Annotated in this window: 14 protein-coding genes; 9 read left to right on the forward strand and 5 right to left on the reverse strand. The window is 55.8% G+C overall.

The window, feature by feature from the left end; genetic code table 11:
* Positions 1-115 precede the first annotated feature (115 nt).
* The 6 genes from NYE24_RS32350 (at position 116) to NYE24_RS32375 (ending at position 5,793) form a co-directional block, all read left to right on the forward strand.
* Complete coding sequence (locus tag NYE24_RS32350; protein ID WP_342477593.1) at positions 116-1,210, forward strand: quinone-dependent dihydroorotate dehydrogenase; 1,095 nt, start codon at positions 116-118, stop codon at positions 1,208-1,210.
* Positions 1,211-1,237: 27 nt separating this feature from the next.
* Positions 1,238-2,050: a GTP pyrophosphokinase family protein gene (locus tag NYE24_RS32355; protein ID WP_036702180.1), complete on the forward strand. Its 813-nt coding sequence runs from the start codon at positions 1,238-1,240 to the stop codon at positions 2,048-2,050.
* Entirely contained in the window at positions 2,040-2,504 is a 465-nt protein-coding gene (locus tag NYE24_RS32360; protein WP_036702178.1) for a DUF309 domain-containing protein, read from the forward strand. The genes NYE24_RS32355 and NYE24_RS32360 overlap by 11 nt, the downstream gene beginning before the upstream one ends.
* A gap of 68 nt (positions 2,505-2,572) precedes the next feature.
* The gene (locus NYE24_RS32365; RefSeq protein ID WP_076157620.1) at positions 2,573-4,189 is read left to right on the forward strand and encodes an RsmB/NOP family class I SAM-dependent RNA methyltransferase; all 1,617 of its coding nucleotides are present in this window, start codon (positions 2,573-2,575) and stop codon (positions 4,187-4,189) included.
* 3 nt (positions 4,190-4,192) lie between these two features.
* Positions 4,193-4,957, forward strand: a complete 765-nt coding sequence (locus NYE24_RS32370; RefSeq protein WP_342477594.1) for a pseudouridine synthase — start codon at positions 4,193-4,195, stop codon at positions 4,955-4,957.
* A gap of 32 nt (positions 4,958-4,989) precedes the next feature.
* Positions 4,990-5,793 carry a Cof-type HAD-IIB family hydrolase gene (locus NYE24_RS32375; protein ID WP_076157614.1) on the forward strand — a complete coding sequence of 268 codons (804 nt, stop codon included), beginning with the start codon at positions 4,990-4,992 and terminating at the stop codon, positions 5,791-5,793.
* A 155-nt stretch (positions 5,794-5,948) separates the two neighbouring features.
* Here the strand turns inward: NYE24_RS32375 and NYE24_RS32380 are convergent, their stop codons facing one another.
* The 4 genes from NYE24_RS32380 to NYE24_RS32395 form a co-directional block, all read right to left on the reverse strand.
* Positions 5,949-7,175 (reverse strand): hypothetical protein, encoded by a 1,227-nt coding sequence (locus NYE24_RS32380; RefSeq protein ID WP_076157611.1) that lies wholly within the window; start codon positions 7,173-7,175, stop codon positions 5,949-5,951.
* A 16-nt stretch (positions 7,176-7,191) separates the two neighbouring features.
* Positions 7,192-7,857: a hypothetical protein gene (locus NYE24_RS32385; RefSeq protein WP_342477595.1), complete on the reverse strand. Its 666-nt coding sequence runs from the start codon at positions 7,855-7,857 to the stop codon at positions 7,192-7,194.
* Between the two features lie 307 nt (positions 7,858-8,164).
* Positions 8,165-8,254 (reverse strand): sporulation protein YjcZ, encoded by a 90-nt coding sequence (locus tag NYE24_RS32390; protein ID WP_143803672.1) that lies wholly within the window; start codon positions 8,252-8,254, stop codon positions 8,165-8,167.
* Positions 8,255-8,370: 116 nt separating this feature from the next.
* Positions 8,371-9,777, reverse strand: a complete 1,407-nt coding sequence (locus tag NYE24_RS32395; RefSeq protein ID WP_342477596.1) for an RsmB/NOP family class I SAM-dependent RNA methyltransferase — start codon at positions 9,775-9,777, stop codon at positions 8,371-8,373.
* A 210-nt stretch (positions 9,778-9,987) separates the two neighbouring features.
* Here NYE24_RS32395 and NYE24_RS32400 point away from each other — a divergent pair, with 210 nt between their 5' ends.
* From NYE24_RS32400 to NYE24_RS32410, 3 genes are read left to right on the forward strand one after another with little or no spacing between them, the layout of a single operon-like run.
* Positions 9,988-11,124, forward strand: a complete 1,137-nt coding sequence (locus NYE24_RS32400) for a glycosyltransferase family 4 protein (protein ID WP_076157606.1) — start codon at positions 9,988-9,990, stop codon at positions 11,122-11,124.
* Positions 11,125-11,128: 4 nt separating this feature from the next.
* Positions 11,129-12,613: a DNA repair exonuclease gene (locus tag NYE24_RS32405; protein WP_342477597.1), complete on the forward strand. Its 1,485-nt coding sequence runs from the start codon at positions 11,129-11,131 to the stop codon at positions 12,611-12,613.
* Positions 12,610-15,882, forward strand: a complete 3,273-nt coding sequence (locus tag NYE24_RS32410; RefSeq protein ID WP_342477598.1) for an AAA family ATPase — start codon at positions 12,610-12,612, stop codon at positions 15,880-15,882. Before NYE24_RS32405 ends, NYE24_RS32410 begins: the two co-directional genes overlap by 4 nt.
* Here NYE24_RS32410 and NYE24_RS32415 read toward each other — a convergent pair.
* Positions 15,869-17,002, reverse strand: a complete 1,134-nt coding sequence (locus tag NYE24_RS32415; RefSeq protein ID WP_036695683.1) for a membrane protein — start codon at positions 17,000-17,002, stop codon at positions 15,869-15,871. The genes NYE24_RS32410 and NYE24_RS32415 overlap by 14 nt on opposite strands.
* Positions 17,003-17,142: the final 140 nt, after the last annotated feature.

Consider the following 17,142-nt stretch of genomic DNA (forward strand, 5'->3'; position numbering starts at 1 on the left):
CAATTGCTGCGGCAAAAAACTTTTCTTTTCCCCCGGAAACGGATAAAATTAAGAAGAAATCTATAGATACGGGAGTCGTCATGTCAATTGTGGTTCCCTTGAAGGAGCGAGAACGGTGCTGTATCGACATTTTGGCAAGCCAATTTTCTTTAAAATGGATCCGGAGACGGCGCATCATCTCGTCATCGGGGGACTGAATAAAGCTGATCTGGTTCCCGGCGGGAGCGCAGCTATGCGCTTGATGTACGGGGTTCCTGAGACAGCTGATCTTGCAGTGGACCTGTTCGGGGTACATTTCCCGACCCCAGTAGGCTTAGCGGCAGGACTGGATAAGAATGCGGAAGCGGTAGGAGGATTCTCTTCGATCGGCTTCGGATTTATGGAGGTAGGCACGGTAACTCCGGTAGGCCAGCCCGGCAATGACAGTCCCCGGCTGTTCCGGCTGCTGCCTGACAAGGCGCTTATTAACCGGATGGGCTTCAATAATGAAGGCGCTGAGGCTATGGCTGAACGTCTCAAGAAGCTGAAGAAGCGCAGAATTCCGGTGGCGGTCAATATCGGACGAAACAAGGCCACCCCGAATGAATTGGCGCATGAGGATTACCGCAAGTGTATCCGTACGCTGTATCCGTACGGTGATTTTTTTGTGGTCAATATCAGCTCGCCGAATACCCCGGATCTCCGGAGTCTTCAGCATGGCAGCGAGCTCTCGAACCTGCTTAGCGAGGTTAAGGAAGAGATGGAGCTGCAGCGGGTCAAGACGGGCATCACGAAGGGGCTGCTGGTCAAGATCGCTCCCGATGTCGGTGACGCTGAGCTGGAATATATGGTACATACCATCACGGAAGCCGGAATGGACGGCATCATTGCGACCAATACGACACTCTCCCGTGAAGGGCTGCAGAGCGACAAAGCCGGTGAGACAGGCGGGCTGAGCGGCCAGCCGCTGCGCGAACGTTCTACAGAGATTATCCGCAGAATCTATAGCCAGACGGGCGGCAAGCTGCCGATTATCGGGTCGGGCGGGATCTTTACAGCCCAGGATGCTTACGATAAGATACGGGCGGGCGCCAGTCTGGTCGAAATTTATACAGCACTCATCTATGAAGGGCCGGAGGTTAACCGTAGAGTGCATGCCGGACTACGGCAGCTGCTGCGGCGGGACGGCTTCCAGAGGCTCCTTGATGCGGTAGGCGCTGATCATCACTGAAGGATGAATGGACAGGAGGACAAGGCGATGGACGTCAGGGACTGGGGAACTTTTCTGCTTCCTTATGAACAAACGGTGGAGGAATTGAAGGTTAAATTCAAGACGATGCGCTCCGAACTCAAGAAAAGGGAAGAATATACTCCAATTGAATTCGTTACCGGCCGTGTGAAGCGGCTGTCTAGCATACTTGAGAAGGCCAAACGGTTAAACGTAAAAATGGAGGATCTGGAAACGGGCATCGAGGATATCGCCGGCATTCGCATTATGTGCCAGTTCGTCGAGGATATCCGCAGAGTGGCGGAATACATCCGCGCCCGCAAGGACCTTGAAGTGTTATATGAGAAGGACTACATTACCAATTATAAGGAGAGCGGCTACCGCAGCTTCCATATGATAATAAGGTATCCGGTACAGACTGCACTGGGTCAAAAGATTGTACTGGCTGAAATTCAAATCCGTACACTGGCGATGAACTTCTGGGCAACCATTGAGCATTCGCTGAATTATAAATACCGGGAGAGCCTGCCCGATGAAATGCGGGTGCGCCTGAAGACGGCAGCAGAAGCGGCTTCCATTCTGGACAGCGAGATGTCCAGCATCCGGGAAGAGATTCTGGAGGCCCAGAAGACCTTCGAGGAGAACTCGAACATGACGACCCAATTGCTGAAGGCCATTCATCAACTGTATTTCTATCATCTTGTGAATGAAGCGATTGAGAGCCAGGAGCGGTTCAATGCGATCTGGCAGGCTCAGGATATGGATGCAATGAAGGACCTGCTGGATCATGTGCGCGAGCTGCTCTCGAATGCCAAGAAGGGCAGCGAGCCGGATGGCTTATGAACCGCTGTATCTGGCCTACCTCATCTACTTCAACCGGGACAGGGATTATTTCGAATGTCATGAGGTGCTTGAGGAATTATGGCTGGAAAAGCAGCGTGATCCGTTATACAAAGCTCTGCTGCAGGTGGCAGTCGGGCTGTACCATTTCCGTAATGCCAATGTGCGCGGCGGTCTGATTCTGCTGAAGCAGTCTCATGAAGTACTGGGCAGATATCCGGCGGTGACGCTGGGGATTGATTTGGGGAAGCTGGTCCGGGAAGCTGGGGAGTATGTTGCCCGTCTGGAGGCTTACGACGATCAGCCCTTTGATTATTATGATTTGACGATTAGCATCTTAGACCCCCTGCTGGAGGAAGAAGTCAGGCTGGCGGCTGAGTCTACTCCGCCTGTGCTGCCCCAGCGGCGTGGGCCGCAGCGGCCGGATAGACCCAGGCATAGGCCGGATGGCGCTTGACCATAGCAAGGTTACAACAGGAGCACCCGCAGGGGTGTTCCTGATTATTTGAGCGGGAGGAAGGCATCATGACAGCACAACTGCCCGGAGCTTTCGCAGAGCGTATGAAAGAGCTGCTGGGACCGGAATATGAGCAATTTGTAGATACCTATCAGCAGTCACCTTACGGGGGAATTCGGGCCAATACACTGAAAATAACGGTGGACGGGCTGCGGGAGCGTTCCCCCTTCACCCTGGAGCCGATTCCCTGGTGCCCTTCGGGGTTCTATACCGGAGAGGGAGCCAGACCCGGCAAGCACCCCTATTATCATGCGGGGCTGTACTATATTCAAGAGCCGAGTGCCATGGCCCCGGTTGAACTGCTGGACGTTCAGCCGGGGGACCGTGTGCTTGATCTGTGCGCAGCCCCGGGCGGCAAGTCTACCCAGATTGCTGCCAAGCTGCAGGGCGAAGGCCTGCTGATTTCGAATGACCTGCATCCTGAACGGACGAAGGCGCTCGCGAAGAATTTGGAGCTGTACGGCGTACGGAACGGCATTGTACTGAACGAGCGCCCGGAGCGGATTGCGGCGGCCTTTCCCCGCTTCTTCGACCGGATTCTGATCGACGCGCCGTGTTCCGGTGAAGGCATGTTCCGCAAGGACGAGGATATGGTCAGACAGTGGGAGCCGGGAACCCCGGACAAATATGCGGAGATGCAGCGGGAGATTTTGCGGGCCGCAGCGACGGCGCTGAAACCGGGCGGAACGATGGTCTACTCGACATGCACCTTCGCGCCGGAAGAGGACGAGGAGTTGGTGGCCAGGTTCCTGTCCGGGCATCCGCAGTTCTCGCTGGTTCCCGTAGGCGGAACCGGCCCGTTCGCTGCGGGCCTCAGTCCATTGCTGGGTGCGGCGCGGCTGTGGCCGCATAAGGTCAAGGGGGAAGGGCATTTCATGGCGGTACTGCGCCATGATGGAAGTGGCGGAGCGGAGAGTGAGGCATTTGAGGCCGGTGCAGCAGAGAATGGAGCTACGGTGACAGACACTTTAGAGAACGTAAAAGCAGGAAATGATCTTAACGAGAGAAGTCTGTCCGCTGCGCCCCGGAGCAAGGCTGGCAAAACAGACTTTCATAGTAAGGCAGTTCCCGGTAAGGCAGATCACGGCCGGGGCGGCAAGGGAGGACGCGGATCTGGACACGGCTCCGGCTCTGGTAGAGCCGGAACGGGTCCAGGTCCGCAGTCACAGCGAACTGGCGGGGAAGCGATAGCGTTCGCGGTCTATGCGGACTTTATTCAAGAGCTGCTGGGGACACAACCGCCCGGACATGCCATATGGTTCGGCGACCATCTATATATATCCCCGTTGCCGCGTGAAGCGCTGGACGGTCTGAAGACAGTTCGGCCGGGCTGGTATGTGGGGCAGATCAAGAGCGGAAGATTCGTTCCCGGTCATCCGCTCGCTACAGCACTGCGTCCTGAGGAATGCAGCCGCTGGGTATCGCTATCCAGCGCCGGCGGGGAAGCAGTCTCCTACCTGAAGGGGGAGACCTTGTCAATCCCCGTAGAGCGCTTGTCGATTAAGGAAGGACATGCTTACAAAGGTTATACCCTCGTCTGCATCGATGGCTTCAGCGCAGGCTGGGGCAAATGGCAGGAAGGGCTACTGAAGAACGAATATCCCGCAGGGTGGAGGTGGACTTAGAATATGGCTACAGGAGGAACTGCGAATAAGAAGCAACGGATTGACAAGGTGCTGTCCCACATGGGGATCGGCTCGCGCAGTGATATCCGCAAGCAGGCCAAGCAGGGCCTGATCACAGTAAATGGAGCTGTCGTCAAAGACAGCGGATTCCACGTAGACACGCAGCATGATCGCATAGAGGTTGGCGGGGAGCCGGTCCTCTACCGGGAATTCATTTATCTGATGATGAATAAACCGCCGGGTGTATTATCCGCTACCGAGGATAAACGGGACCGCACGGTTCTGGATCTGCTGAAGCAGGAGTATGCGCTGTTCGAGCCGTTCCCGGTCGGGCGGCTGGATAAGGATACCGTGGGTCTGCTGCTGCTCACGAATGACGGCAAGCTGGCACATGAGTTGCTGTCCCCGCGTAAGCATGTCCCCAAAACCTACGAGGCCACTGTCGAGGGTGAGGTCGATGCAGCGGATGTGGCTGCTTTTGCCGAGGGTGTGGAATTGGAGGATGGTTATGTGACCCTGCCTGCGCAGCTTAGCATTCTAAGCAGAGAACGGGGCAGCCGCGTGCTGTCGTATATCTCACTCACCATTACGGAAGGCAAATTCCATCAGGTGAAGCGGATGTTCGTGGCTGTCGGGAAAAAGGTAGTGTTCCTGAAACGGGTGTCGATGGGCGAACTGAAGCTGGACGAGACGCTGCCCGAGGGAGCTTGCCGGGAGCTCACGGCCCGTGAGCTTACGCTGCTGCGCGGCGGCGGGGCTGCGGAATAGAGGTATACTATACAGAGATAGGATGATGGGGTATGAAATACAAACTGATTGCACTGGATGTAGACGGAACATTGCTGAATGATGATCATCAGCTCAGTGAAGAGAACAAAGCGGCGATTGCCGAGGTCACGCGCCAGGGCGGGCAGATTGTACTCTGCACAGGGCGCAGTCCGCAGAATTCGATTCCTTTTATGGAGGAGATGGGCTTGTCAGGGTATGTGCTGGGCCATAACGGAGCGGCTACGGTGAGTGTCAAGGACCGTAAGGTACTGCACCAGTATGGGCTGGACGCCAGAGGGCTGGACCCGTATATCGCCTATTGCCGCGAGCGTGATATCCATTTCGATGTGAACACAGCGTTTGAGATGTATGTGGACAATGTGGAGAACCTGACGAAGGAAGCCCACTATATGTATGAGCATTTCCGGATTATGCCTGCATCTCTTCCAGCCTGGGAGGACTTCCGCGAACCGATTGTGAAATTCACTGTGTTTACACAGTCCGATATTCTGGATGAAGCGCAGCGGGAGTGGGCTACTTGGGGAGAGCAATACAACATTCTGCGCAGCGGAGAGTTCTTCGTCGATTTGATGCACCCGGAATCCTCCAAAGGCAATGCCCTGAAGCATCTGGCAGCTGAGCTTGGCATCCCGCAAGAGCAGGTGCTGTCGATCGGCAACTATTACAATGATATCTCCATGCTGACTTATGCCGGTCTGGGTGTGGCGATGGATAACTCTCCGGTGGAGGTCAAAGCAGCCGCAGATGTAATCACCGGCACCAATAATGACAACGGTGTGCGCGATGCGCTGGTGAAGTATTGTTTGTCTTCCTAACTGCTGTCCGCAGCCCGTTGTTCTTTACCAGGATGAACATTCAGCGTATCTAATCTTCTCGGCTAAGTAGCGAACGACCAAAAATGCAAAAGGGCGATCCTCGAATAACGGAGAATCGCCCCTTTTTTGCCGCTTAAAGCTTTTAAGAAGCTACTTTACTTCAAGTCCGACAATGATAATTGAATTTCGCTGAAGCTTCTGAGGTCGTTCTCATCAGTCTGATTTGCACGTTGAAGAAGTCCCTGAAGAATTATTTCTTGGGATTTATGGTCTTTGATAATTAGTTCTTGCTCTGCATTCTTAGTATCGTATCGTTGGAAGGCATCAATAATGGTTTCGCTTCTATCCAGTTGGTCATTAATATCCTGTATTGATTTTTCTTTAGGGGTCAGCTCTTCATTTGTAGGACGGATAGATTCAGTGACTGGAAATTTTGTTGCATAATAGAATACTTGATCGTCAGAAGCCTTTAAACTCGTGACCACAGATGGAGCGATATTCAGATTACTTGCTTGTTGGTCTATTTCATCTCTTGGTATTTCTATGATCCCACATTCAGCTTTTTCCTCAGGAGTCATCATTCCTGGGTTCCAGTCTTTGTCTTGTATCGCAGCAGACTTAGCTAAACTATTACTACTTCTTGCTGTACCAGCAGTCAGGTTATAATAACGTTTCCCCGCGGATAACACCTCGTATCCAGTGCCCAATAGCATATATTCAGCAGAAAGTTGCGAGGTTGTATTTGCAGGGACATCAGCACTAAACCAAAAAAATTGGCCAGTATCAGCAATGTCGGTTGACCAATTCCACTGACGAGTTAATGCTGAAGCACTAGTTGTATTACTGTCAGAAACATTGCGTAATGAAGCAATGAGACTACCAGTGTTATAAAGAAAACCGCTCATGGGAGTAAGGAGGAATGTAGAAAAATTTAATACTGCATAGGCTGCATTGTAATATCCTGGTAGGTTAGATCCTGAAGATTCGGGAGCAGAACCGATAAATGCTGGGTCTGTATATGAATTAAGTGCCATATTACTTGGGTTTTGTGTGTTTTTTATCTCCATTCTTGCTATTTGGATCCTATTATTTATAGGTATGGGAGGGCTTGTGGTAGCTCTGCTGGCCCCTGTGCCCGCGAATCTGAAATCGAAATGCCATCTATTTATTGTACCAAGCCATGTTGCCCCCATAAATCCAATTGACGAAGAAGCAGCAATTTTGTTAGCACCAGTAGTGTAAGGCCAATTAATTGAATTACTAGCGTCTACATGACTTACGGGAGTATCATATGCGTAAGCCATTCCTGTGGGTACTAGAGTTAGAGATAAAACGAGTGCTACACGAATGGATTTGCGTGCTGACATTCTGAATTTAATCATCTAACATCTCTCCTCATTAATCCTTGCTCTCAGCTTTCACAGAGATTGGGATTTTAATTGAATTGACGCCTATCGACCTTACGCCGTCTTTTGTATCGGAGCCAACGGAAACCATAATATTGAAATTCTCCGAAGGTAAAATTGTTTTGCTATCGGATACTAGATCAATAATTATCATTCCACTTCCACCGCCTGCCGGGTTTTGTAGATTTGTAACACCGACTTCAACCTTATTTCTCCATTCATTGCCTAGGTTCATGTCAGTTTCAGATGCAAATGGTTGTAATGAAGTTTTTTGATTCTCGGGGTAATCGCTTAGAATATTGGTGATGTACCATTTCTTCGGAATGTAGATAGTCATTCCACCGAAATCTTTAGGATCAATTTCAAACGACGCAACAATTCGCATGTGTTTGGCCACTGCTTTTTCGCCCCACACAAAAATCGATCCTGTTGCTGATGTGTTTTGCTGTGCAGTTTTGGATCTGATGCTAAATTGCTTAGTGGCCACAACCCCATTATTTACTACGGTATAATCAGAGAGCTTCTCGTGAGTAAAAAAACGTTGCAATATTATGATAGCCACGACAACTACAACCGCAGAGCACACAACCAAAATCTTGTTTTTAGACGATTTCAGAATGATCCCTCCGATACTACAAATATAAATAATCACCTGCATTGTAACAGGTAGGGCCTAAGTGGATATTCCATATTTTATCATTGTTTAAATTTGAGAAATATAGGTATTTAATACCAACAATTGTCGAATTTCGAGGAATGAAGAGGTATAAGTAGGGAACAGCAGGAATATAGCGGAGCTAGATGGCGAAAACATAGAGCATGATTCGGTGCCATGAGGCTCCTAGTTATAAAAAAACGGTTTTATAATTTTTATCACGCACGATCAGGAAAATCGAAAAAGCAGCCTGCCCCCATTAAGGGAGCGGGCTGCTTGAGGTCCGTGTGCTGTGCTGCTTACAGCGGAATTAGACGAACAACGAACGGGAAATGATTACGAGCAATATGAAGAGTACCAAAATCGCACCGGTCGAAGTGAAGCCTACACCTGCACCCATGTCTGATTCCTCCCTTGATTCATGTCTGTTCCCATTTGCCGGCACTTAAGTCCGGCGGATCTCCATGGGATAATGACATCATATGCGTAGGGAGGCTTCATGAACTGGTCAACTGCCTAAACCTCGTCAAGATGGGCTTTTAGAATCCGCAGGCCCTTGGGCAAATGATTCTTGAGCTGGCCTGAGCTGGCTTTGCCCCAGCCTACGGGCAAGCCGTCTACGGTCACCAGGGTCCAGCCATGCAGGCTTGGCGGAACCGGCAGACTCTCCCCGCGCAGCCAGGCCTGGATCTCCGGGCCTTCCGCAGGCATATCATAGCTGCGCGCCGCCTGATCCGGCTGGAGTGCCATGGCCAGAGCGTGGGCAGGCTCGATCCGGTTCTTCTTAAGATGGGCAATATGCAGTCCGGCACGCGGTACCTTGAGTCCGTCCAGTATCCCGGTATGCAGCCGCTCGCTGAACACCTCAGGCAGCAGATACAGGGATTCGCCGAATAGAAGCGGAACGCCGCGATCGGCGAATCCGGGTAGCTCTGCCTCTGCCCAGCTCATGAATTGTTGATAGGCCTCCCTAAGCGTAGCATTTGTCTTCGGACCATTACTGCCGCGTTCACCGCGCTTGTCTTTGCTTTTACGTGGAGCAGAATCTGTCTGGTCAGCGGAAGCAGCCTTGTGCAGCAGGGCCACGAAATGCCCTTCACCCCGCTCCAGGTGCGGCCACAGCCGCTTCGTAACGATCAGCTCCATATCGGGATAGGTCTGCACGAAGCGCTCCATTGTCTCCTCATTCTCCTTGCGGTTGAAGGTACAGGTCGAATAGACCATATGACCGCCAGGCTTCAGCATCAAATACGCATCCTGCAGAATATCCCACTGTCTGGCTACACAGATCTCCACATGCTTCGGGGACCATTCGTCTATCGCCGCAGGGTCTTTGCGGAACATCCCTTCACCGGAGCAAGGTGCGTCCAGCATAATGCGGTCGAACACCTCAGGGAATCTTCGGGAGAGATCACCGGGAGCTGCGGAGGTAACCAGCGTGTTGCTTATGCCGAGCCGCTCTACGTTTTCGGCCAGGATTTTGGCCCGCTCCGGGTGGATTTCATTGGAGATGAGCAGCCCTTGACCTTGCATCAGTGAGGCGATATGAGTGGTTTTGCCGCCGGGAGCGGCCGCCAGGTCGAGAACGATCTCTCCGGGAAGCGGCTTCAGCAGCTCGGCTGCGGACATTGCGGAGGGCTCCTGAATATAATATAGTCCGGCGGTATGATAAGGATGTCTTCCCGGCCGAACCGGGTCCTCATAGTAGAAGCCTGACGGACACCATGCTATCTGTGACAGGCCGAATTGTGAGATTGCCTTCTCCGCTGCGGCGTGGCCGGAAGGTGCACTGCTTTTTAACGTATTGAACCGCAGACCCTGGGTCCGCTTAGCAAGATAGCTCTCCAGAAAAGCGTCCGCCGTATCCCCCAGCATCTCTCTAATGTTAGCGGTGTAAGCGGCAGGCAGCTGTTCTTCATTCATCTTTCATTCTCCTCTAGTCAAAATCCAAGATAAGTAAAGCTGTCATCTTAGTTGCTGTTTCGGGTGGATACCGATAAAATTAAGATATGGAACCTTAGCGTACCTACACCTGTAATTGTACCCGTATTTATTATTGTACATATACACAACTATATCATAATTGCCGGCCTTCACCGTAAATAGGGCAATTGTAAAGGGAGATGTACCTATATGAACTTGCTGCAAGCGCTATTCTTCCCGCCGGAGCAGCCCGGTGGTGTATCTTCTATGATCCCTTATCTGCAGGAACGTTTCCGCTCGAGCCGCTGGGAGATGGATTTGTTCTGGCTGCCGAAGCGCATCCGGGGCAAGGGACGCGAAGACATCGTCTTCGAGACCTTCGACTGGACCGTGTACTTTGATAGTCCGGTTGTACAAAAATACATTCAGACCTACCGGGATTACATCTGGTGGACCAAGCTGCGCATGAGCAAAAATTATGATCTGATCCATGCCCATCATCCGATTGCGGGGCTGGCGATGAAGAGAATCTATCCTGATGTTCCCTTGATTCAGACGCTGCACTCCAGCTATGAGCGTGAATTGATTCTGAACGGGTTGATCCGCGAGGGGGGACCTGAGCATCAGTTCCTGGTCGCCATTTACCGGGAGCTGGAGCATGTGAGTGACCGGCTGATGACGGTTTCGCGTGCTTTTGCCGATTATATGACTCCTTATATTGAGCGGCCGGACAGCATCGGAGTGATCCCGAACGGATTCGACGAGAAGCGGTTCAAGCCTGTCCCGCATGAGAATGAGATTCCGCAGCTGGTCACGGTTACCCGTCTGGTGCCGGCCAAAGGCATCGATATTCTGTTCAAGGCCTGTGCTGAGCTGAAGAAGCGGGGGCATGAATATGTGCTGCATATTATCGGTGACGGACCGAGCCGGGCGGAGCTGGAGAAGCTTGCGCAGGAGCTGGGTATATATAATGAGACTATTTTTTACGGCTATACGCTGCATCCTGAGGAATTCATGCCGTTCTTCGATATCTTCGTATTGCCTTCGCGGGCGGAGGCGTTCGGTTCGGTATTTGCCGAGGCTGCGCTGAGCTGTCTGGCGCTGGTCGGGACTAATGTGGGCGGCATTCCCGAGCAGATTGAGGACGGGGTGAACGGGCTGCTGGTGAATCCGGATGATGAGTTAGGACTGGCAGATGCTCTGGAAAAAGTAATCTCTGACCCCGGCTACCGCTATGAGCTGTCACGCTCGGCTTGGGATAAAGCAAAGAGCCTCTATTCCCTGACCCGTGTAGCCAATGAGCTGAAGAAAACCTATCTGCAGTTTCAGCCGGGAATGAAGGGGTGAGGCTATGATTCCTTTTCGTTTCCTGCATGCAGCGGATCTGCATCTGGACAGCCGGTTCGCCGGTCTGTCCCATCTCCCGCAGGATATCCGCTCCTATCTCCGGGAGTCCACCTTCGCCGCCCTCGGGCGGCTTGTTGGCGTAGCCACGCTGCAAAAGGTAGATTTCGTGGTCATTAGCGGCGATGTCTACGATGTCTCGGATGCTTCGCTTCAGGGGCAGCTCCGGTTCCGGGAGGCTCTGGAGGAACTCGGACGCCACGGAATTCAGGTATTCCTGATCCATGGTAACCATGATCCGCTGGACGGCCCGCGTCTTAGCTCGGCGCCGCCTGCCCATGTTACGGTATTCGGCGGCAGTGAGCCGGAGCGTGTTACCGCCCGCCGCCGGGAAGACGGGAAGGAGGTAGCGGTGATCAGCGGCATCTCTTACCCGACCTCCAAAGTTACTGAGAATACCGCTCTGCGTTTCAGCCGTCAGCCGGGCAGCAGCCTGTTCCACATCGCTCTGCTGCACGGTAATGTGGAGGGAGATCTCCAGCATGAGACTTACTCCCCGTGTACCCGGAAGGATCTGATTGGCAGGGGCTATGACTATTGGGCGCTGGGGCATATTCATAAGCGGAGTATTCTGCATGAGCATCCGCCTATCGTCTATCCGGGCAACATTCAAGGAAGAAGCATTAAGGAGACCGGGCCAAAGGGCTGTTATACGGTTGATGTCAGTGCAGAGGGTGCAGTCCGGCTGGATTTCCATGAACTGGACAGTGTACGCTGGCAGGTCCGCGAGCTCTCGATTGAAGGGCTCACTGACGAGGCAGAGTGGACCCTGGCTGTAGAGAATGCAGTGGAGGATATCCGTAGAGAGACTCCGCAGATGATGTCTGTGGTCAGGTTCCGCCTGACCGGGCGGGGCGATATACATAAGGTGCTGGCTGAGAAGGGGGCGGCGGATGATCTGCTGACCGAGCTGCAGCGGCGGGAAACTGTGCGCGCGGTACGTAAGGAATATGCGGGTTTGGTCTGGACAGAGGGCTTCTCCATCGAAACAGGACTTGCGGTTGACCGGGAGCACTTGCTTCTGGAGGACAGCTTTCTGGGTGAAATGCTGCGGCTTGCCGGGCGCAGTGGCGGGAATGCCGCAGAGCTGGACGAGCTGGTTGCTACTGCGCTGAAACCGCTGATGGAGAATCAGGAGCTGCGCAGGCTGCTATTATCCGTAGGAGCCGAAGAGAAGCAGGAATGGCTGAGAGGTGCAGCGGAGCTGGGAATCACCCTGCTGAGCGGACTGGAAGAGCCCGGCGGGACGCTGCTGAATGCTGAGGAGGCTGGCAAGGCGTATTCTGCTGAGGGCAGTGAAGCAGGGCTGGAAGGCACTGGACGGGCGCGGGAAAATGCGCCGGCGGATGCTGGCGGATGGGTGATGAGTAAGAACACTGCCGGGGATACCGGAGATAGTGATGGACAGCAAGACCGGGAGGTAGAGGAATGAAGATCGATTCATTGCGGATCGGCGGCTACGGAAGGCTGGCTCAGCGGGACATCGGACTGAATGAAGGGGTTACGGTTCTGTTCGGACGCAACGAGGCTGGTAAAAGCACGACCCTGCAGTTCATCCGTGCCATGCTGTACGGCATCCCCAGCCGGGGGAATCCGGCTGAACGGTACGAGCCGCTGCAAGGAGGGACGCACGGCGGAGTGCTGGAAGCAAGGGATGAGTCCGGTGCATTATGGACCATCCGCCGGTATGCTTCCGGCGGCGCAGGGCCGGGCAGAGCGGAGAAGCTGCATATTGCACTCCTCCATCCGGATGGCCGCACGGAGGAGCTGAATCAGGCGGAGCTGGAGCGGCGTCTGCTTGGCGGCATCTCCCGCAGCATGTTCCGCCAGCTGTTCGCTGTCTCGCTTGACGAGCTGCAGGAGCTGAGTGCCTTGCAGTCGGGGGAGATGAGCAGCTACCTGTTCCATGCCGGGATGGGCGGCGGCGGGGAGATTATGCGGGCCGAGAAGCGTCTGGTCCAGGAGGCCGAGAAGCTTTACAAGCCGCGCGGCAAGGTCCAGGAGGCGGCCAGGATTCTACAGTCTATCGGGAAGCTGGAGCAGGAGGTAGCGGAGAGCCGCTCTTATCTGCCGAGATATAACGGGAACACGCTGGCCCTGGAAGCTGCGGAGCAGCAGCTGGAGCAGATGAAGCTGGACCGCGAGCTCGCCGGAGCAAGGCTGATGAAGCTGCGCAAGGCGCAAGACATCCGGGAGCTGTGGCTGAAATGGAGCGAAGGCCGGCTGGAGCTGGAGGAGCTTCCTGTGATTGCTTCATTCCCGGACAACGGGGCGGAACGCTGGAGGTCGCTTACAGCCGATCTGCGCAGCTTGCAGGGTGCAGGGTTCCGGCTGGAACGGCTTACAGCAGAGCTTACCGCAGAGCTTGCGGCGAAGCCGCCTGATCCTCTGCTTGCGGAGCAGGGGCCTGCGCTCGAAGCGCTGGACCGCAGCCGCAGCAGCTATGAGGACAAGCGGGCGGAGCAGCAGCGGATTCAGGCGGAGCTGACGGCCCTGCGGGAGCAGCTTGAACGCCTGCTGCGCAGCATTGGCGCAGGCTGGGATACCGCAGAGCTTGCGGGCTTCACCCCGGCCGCCGCGGACCGCGAGGCCGCGCGGCGTTACGCCGCCTCCTTTGCCGGATATGACCGGCAAATGGAGACCCGGGGCGCGGAGCTGCTGAGCCTCCGCGCCCGCAAGGCCGCCGCCGCTGCTGCGCTGCAGGCGGCCGAGCGCCTGCTGGCGCAGGAGCACGCCAGCGGCGCAGCGGACTTCGCGGGCCTAGCTGCGCGCAGCCCGCGTGAACTGGTGCAGCTCTGGGACGAGCTGCAGCAGGCCGCCGAGCGCTGGCGCGAAGCGCAGCTCGGCCCGGAAGGCGGCGCGTCAGCTCCGCGCCGCCAGGACACCGCCGGGGGCAGCCGCCCCGGCGATAACGGGCGCCGGGCGGCACGCTACCGGCGCTTCCTGCAGGCGGGCGCAGCGCTTACGCTGCTGCTGCCGCCTGCGCTGTGGCTGACCGGCGCACCGCCGGTCAGCGTATGGTCCGCGCTCGGCCTGCTGGCCGCAGCGGACCTGTGGCTCTGGGCCGCCCTGCGCGCAGCGGGGGCGGCGGGGTCCCCGCCGGAGCCCGGCGGCGGGGAGGCGGGCAATGCCGCAGCGGAGATGCTGCGGCTGCGCGGGCTGTTGCTCTCCGGCGCGGAGCGGGAGAGCGGGAAGGCGTCCAGCCCTGACGCAGGCGGGCTGGAGGCCGGGATGCGCGAGCTGCGCCGGCTGATGGAGGCCTGGGGCACCTGGCGCCAGCGCGTAGACCGGCAGGCGGCTGAGGCCGAGGCCTGCCGGACGGAGCTTGCGCAGCTGAGCGGACAGGAGCAGGTGCTGACCGGCGAGCTGGAGGAAGCGGAGGCCCGCTTCACGGAGCTGGCGGTACGCTACGAAGAATGGCTGCGTCAGCGGAGACTCCCCGAAGGGCTGTCGCCGGACGGCCTGCCGGATATCTTCGCCCTGGCAGAGCAGGGCCATGAGCTGCTGCGCCAGGAGGCCAAATGGTCTGCGCGGCTGAGCGGCTTGGCGGCGGAATGTGCGCTCTATGAGCAGGAAGGGTTGAAGCTGCTGGCGGCTGCTGGGACCGGACGGCTAGATTATATTCCCTTTATAGCTGAGCAGCACCCGCTCCCCGTCACCAATCCTACTCCCCTCACACCCGCTATTCTATCTGCTCCTCACCACCTTACCCCAGCCGCCCTCTTAACCTGGCTGGAGCTACGGAAGCGGGAGTGGGATCAGCTGAAGGCTGAGCTGCTGCGCGCAGAGAGTGTGGAGGCACGGCTGGCTGAAGTCCGGGAGGAGCTGGCAGCGAATCACAGGGAGCAGGCGGAATTGAACCTGCGGTGCTCGAAGCTGCTGGAGGAAGGCGGTGCTGAGAACGGAGAACAGTTCCTGCGCCGTTCCTCAGCGTGGTTGAGACGGATAGAGGTCACGCGGTCTGTGCGTCAATCGGAGCTGGCGATGTTCAGCGGATGGGATGACAAAGGCCGGGCAGAGCTGCTGAGTCTGCTGGAGCATCTGGACGCCAGGCGGCTTGCACAGGAGCGTCAGGCTGCGGAAGAAGCGGCGGCCGAGCTTGAAGAGGAGCGGAGCGCACTGCTTGAGCAGCGCGGCAAGCTGCTGCAGGAACGGGAAGCGTTGACAGAGCGCGGCAAGGAAGACACTGCCCTCCAGCAGCTGGAGGAGCAACGGGCGTCACTGCGTAATCTGGCGGGGCAATATGCGGTAACGGCACTGGCGGCCGAGCTGATGGGCCGGACGCGCCGGATCTATGAGCAGGAGAAGCAGCCTCAGGTGCTGCAGCTGGCCTCCGTGTATTTCTCGAAGCTCACGCACGGGGAATACCGCCGGATCGTGATGACGCTGGGGCATAAGGAGCTGAAGGCTGAACACAAGGATGCCGGACTGCTGGACAGCGGGCTGCTCAGCCGGGGAACCGCGGAGCAGTTGTATCTGGCGATCCGGCTGGCACTGGCAGAAACAATGAGCAGCAAGGTGAATCTGCCGCTGTTCTTCGATGATCTCTTCGTTAATTTCGATGAACACCGGCTTCACGCGGCCCTGGCTCTGCTTGGTGAGCTATCGGCTTCCCGGCAGATCGTTATGATGACCTGCCACCGCCACGTCGCCGAAGCTGTGGCGGGTATCATTCCTGCTGCAGCAGTTATTTCCGTGTAGTCCGGATGGCAGGCTTGATGCTGACAATCGTGATCCCCTGCTTTTTGCCGCCCGCACCTCCTGTTGGGGGCTTGCCCTGCCCTGGCGGCGGAGATATGGGGGAACGCACGAGCATGACCACCCATATCAGACACAGCGCGCCGAAGATCGGGTAGAAGATGCCCAGCAGCGAGCTGAAGCCGAATTGGCTGAACACATAGCAGATCAGCATTAGCAGCGGGGCGACCAGCGCAGGGGCAACCGGGAGACGCTGCTGGAGCTGTACGCTTACACCGTAGATCCCCGCAACGAAGGTGCTGAAGATTTCCATGAAGATCAGCAGCAGAAAAATCATCTGCACCACTGGACCCAGCCGGATGGCGATGCTTCCCATTGGAATCTCGAACTGCAGGATGCCCGGCATCTGCGAGCTCATGGCAAAATGGGCCGCCAGCAGCATGAAACCGATGCCCGCTCCGCCCAAGATACCGCCGCGCACCAGCGCATGTTCATCATCCGTATGACGGGCTAGCGGAACCAGCACAGCCTGGGCCATGCCAAGGTTGAACGAGGTATAGAGCAGCGGAGAGATCCAGGCATTGATGCTGCTGTAATCCGTGGGCAGGAAGAGGAAGCGTTCGGCTCCCGCAACACCCAGTGTATTACAGACAAGGATCAGCGACAAAGTAAGCATCAGGGGCACCACCAGGCTGTTGATCTGCAGAATGCCAGAAATGCCGCGCTTCAGCAGCAAGTAAGATCCGAGGATAGTCAGAAGCAGCCCCGCCTGATAGGGAAGGCCGAGATGCTCCTTGAAGATCGCCCCGGCGCCTGCCAGCATGATGCTGTTCACCCCGATTAGAATAATCATGGTGAACAGGCTGATGATGGTCCCGGCCTTGGCTCCGAACAGGTGGCGGTTGAAATCCTCATACGAGTCCGCAGAGATTTTCCGGGCGATGATCATCATTTTGGTGCCCAGCCAGATAAAGAGAGCGGCAGAGAATAGAATCGTCAGCAGCGCCCAGTGGCCGTATCTGGTGAAAAAACGGAGGATTTCCTGGCCGGTAGCGAATCCGGCGCCGACAATGGTGCCGATATAAGTGAAAGCGATCTGTAATGTGCGGACATGTGACTTCATGCTTAGCCTCCTTATGAATGCTGCGAAGTTTATAATCGCGGGGCCTGCAAGGATATAGCCTTGTGTAGTCCGCATAGTACAGGTTATGATGAGGAACAGAGGGACATGACTTCCGCCTGGACGAACAGGTGCGATTTCGG

It is taken from the genome of Paenibacillus sp. FSL H7-0350, assembly GCF_038593195.1.
In the GTDB taxonomy this organism is placed as follows: domain Bacteria; phylum Bacillota; class Bacilli; order Paenibacillales; family Paenibacillaceae; genus Paenibacillus_AQ.

Coding starts and splice junctions, on each gene's coding strand:
- NYE24_RS32400 (WP_076157606.1), top strand. CDS start 9,988: ATGAACTTGCTGCAAGCGCTATTCTTCCCGCCGGAGCAGCCCGGTGGT.
- NYE24_RS32370 (WP_342477594.1), top strand. CDS start 4,193: ATGGCTACAGGAGGAACTGCGAATAAGAAGCAACGGATTGACAAGGTG.
- NYE24_RS32410 (WP_342477598.1), top strand. CDS start 12,610: ATGAAGATCGATTCATTGCGGATCGGCGGCTACGGAAGGCTGGCTCAG.
- NYE24_RS32355 (WP_036702180.1), top strand. CDS start 1,238: ATGGACGTCAGGGACTGGGGAACTTTTCTGCTTCCTTATGAACAAACG.
- NYE24_RS32390 (WP_143803672.1), bottom strand. CDS start 8,254: ATGGGTGCAGGTGTAGGCTTCACTTCGACCGGTGCGATTTTGGTACTC.
- NYE24_RS32385 (WP_342477595.1), bottom strand. CDS start 7,857: ATGCAGGTGATTATTTATATTTGTAGTATCGGAGGGATCATTCTGAAA.
- NYE24_RS32415 (WP_036695683.1), bottom strand. CDS start 17,002: ATGAAGTCACATGTCCGCACATTACAGATCGCTTTCACTTATATCGGC.
- NYE24_RS32360 (WP_036702178.1), top strand. CDS start 2,040: ATGGCTTATGAACCGCTGTATCTGGCCTACCTCATCTACTTCAACCGG.
- NYE24_RS32375 (WP_076157614.1), top strand. CDS start 4,990: ATGAAATACAAACTGATTGCACTGGATGTAGACGGAACATTGCTGAAT.
- NYE24_RS32405 (WP_342477597.1), top strand. CDS start 11,129: ATGATTCCTTTTCGTTTCCTGCATGCAGCGGATCTGCATCTGGACAGC.
- NYE24_RS32365 (WP_076157620.1), top strand. CDS start 2,573: ATGACAGCACAACTGCCCGGAGCTTTCGCAGAGCGTATGAAAGAGCTG.
- NYE24_RS32395 (WP_342477596.1), bottom strand. CDS start 9,777: ATGAATGAAGAACAGCTGCCTGCCGCTTACACCGCTAACATTAGAGAG.
- NYE24_RS32380 (WP_076157611.1), bottom strand. CDS start 7,175: ATGATTAAATTCAGAATGTCAGCACGCAAATCCATTCGTGTAGCACTC.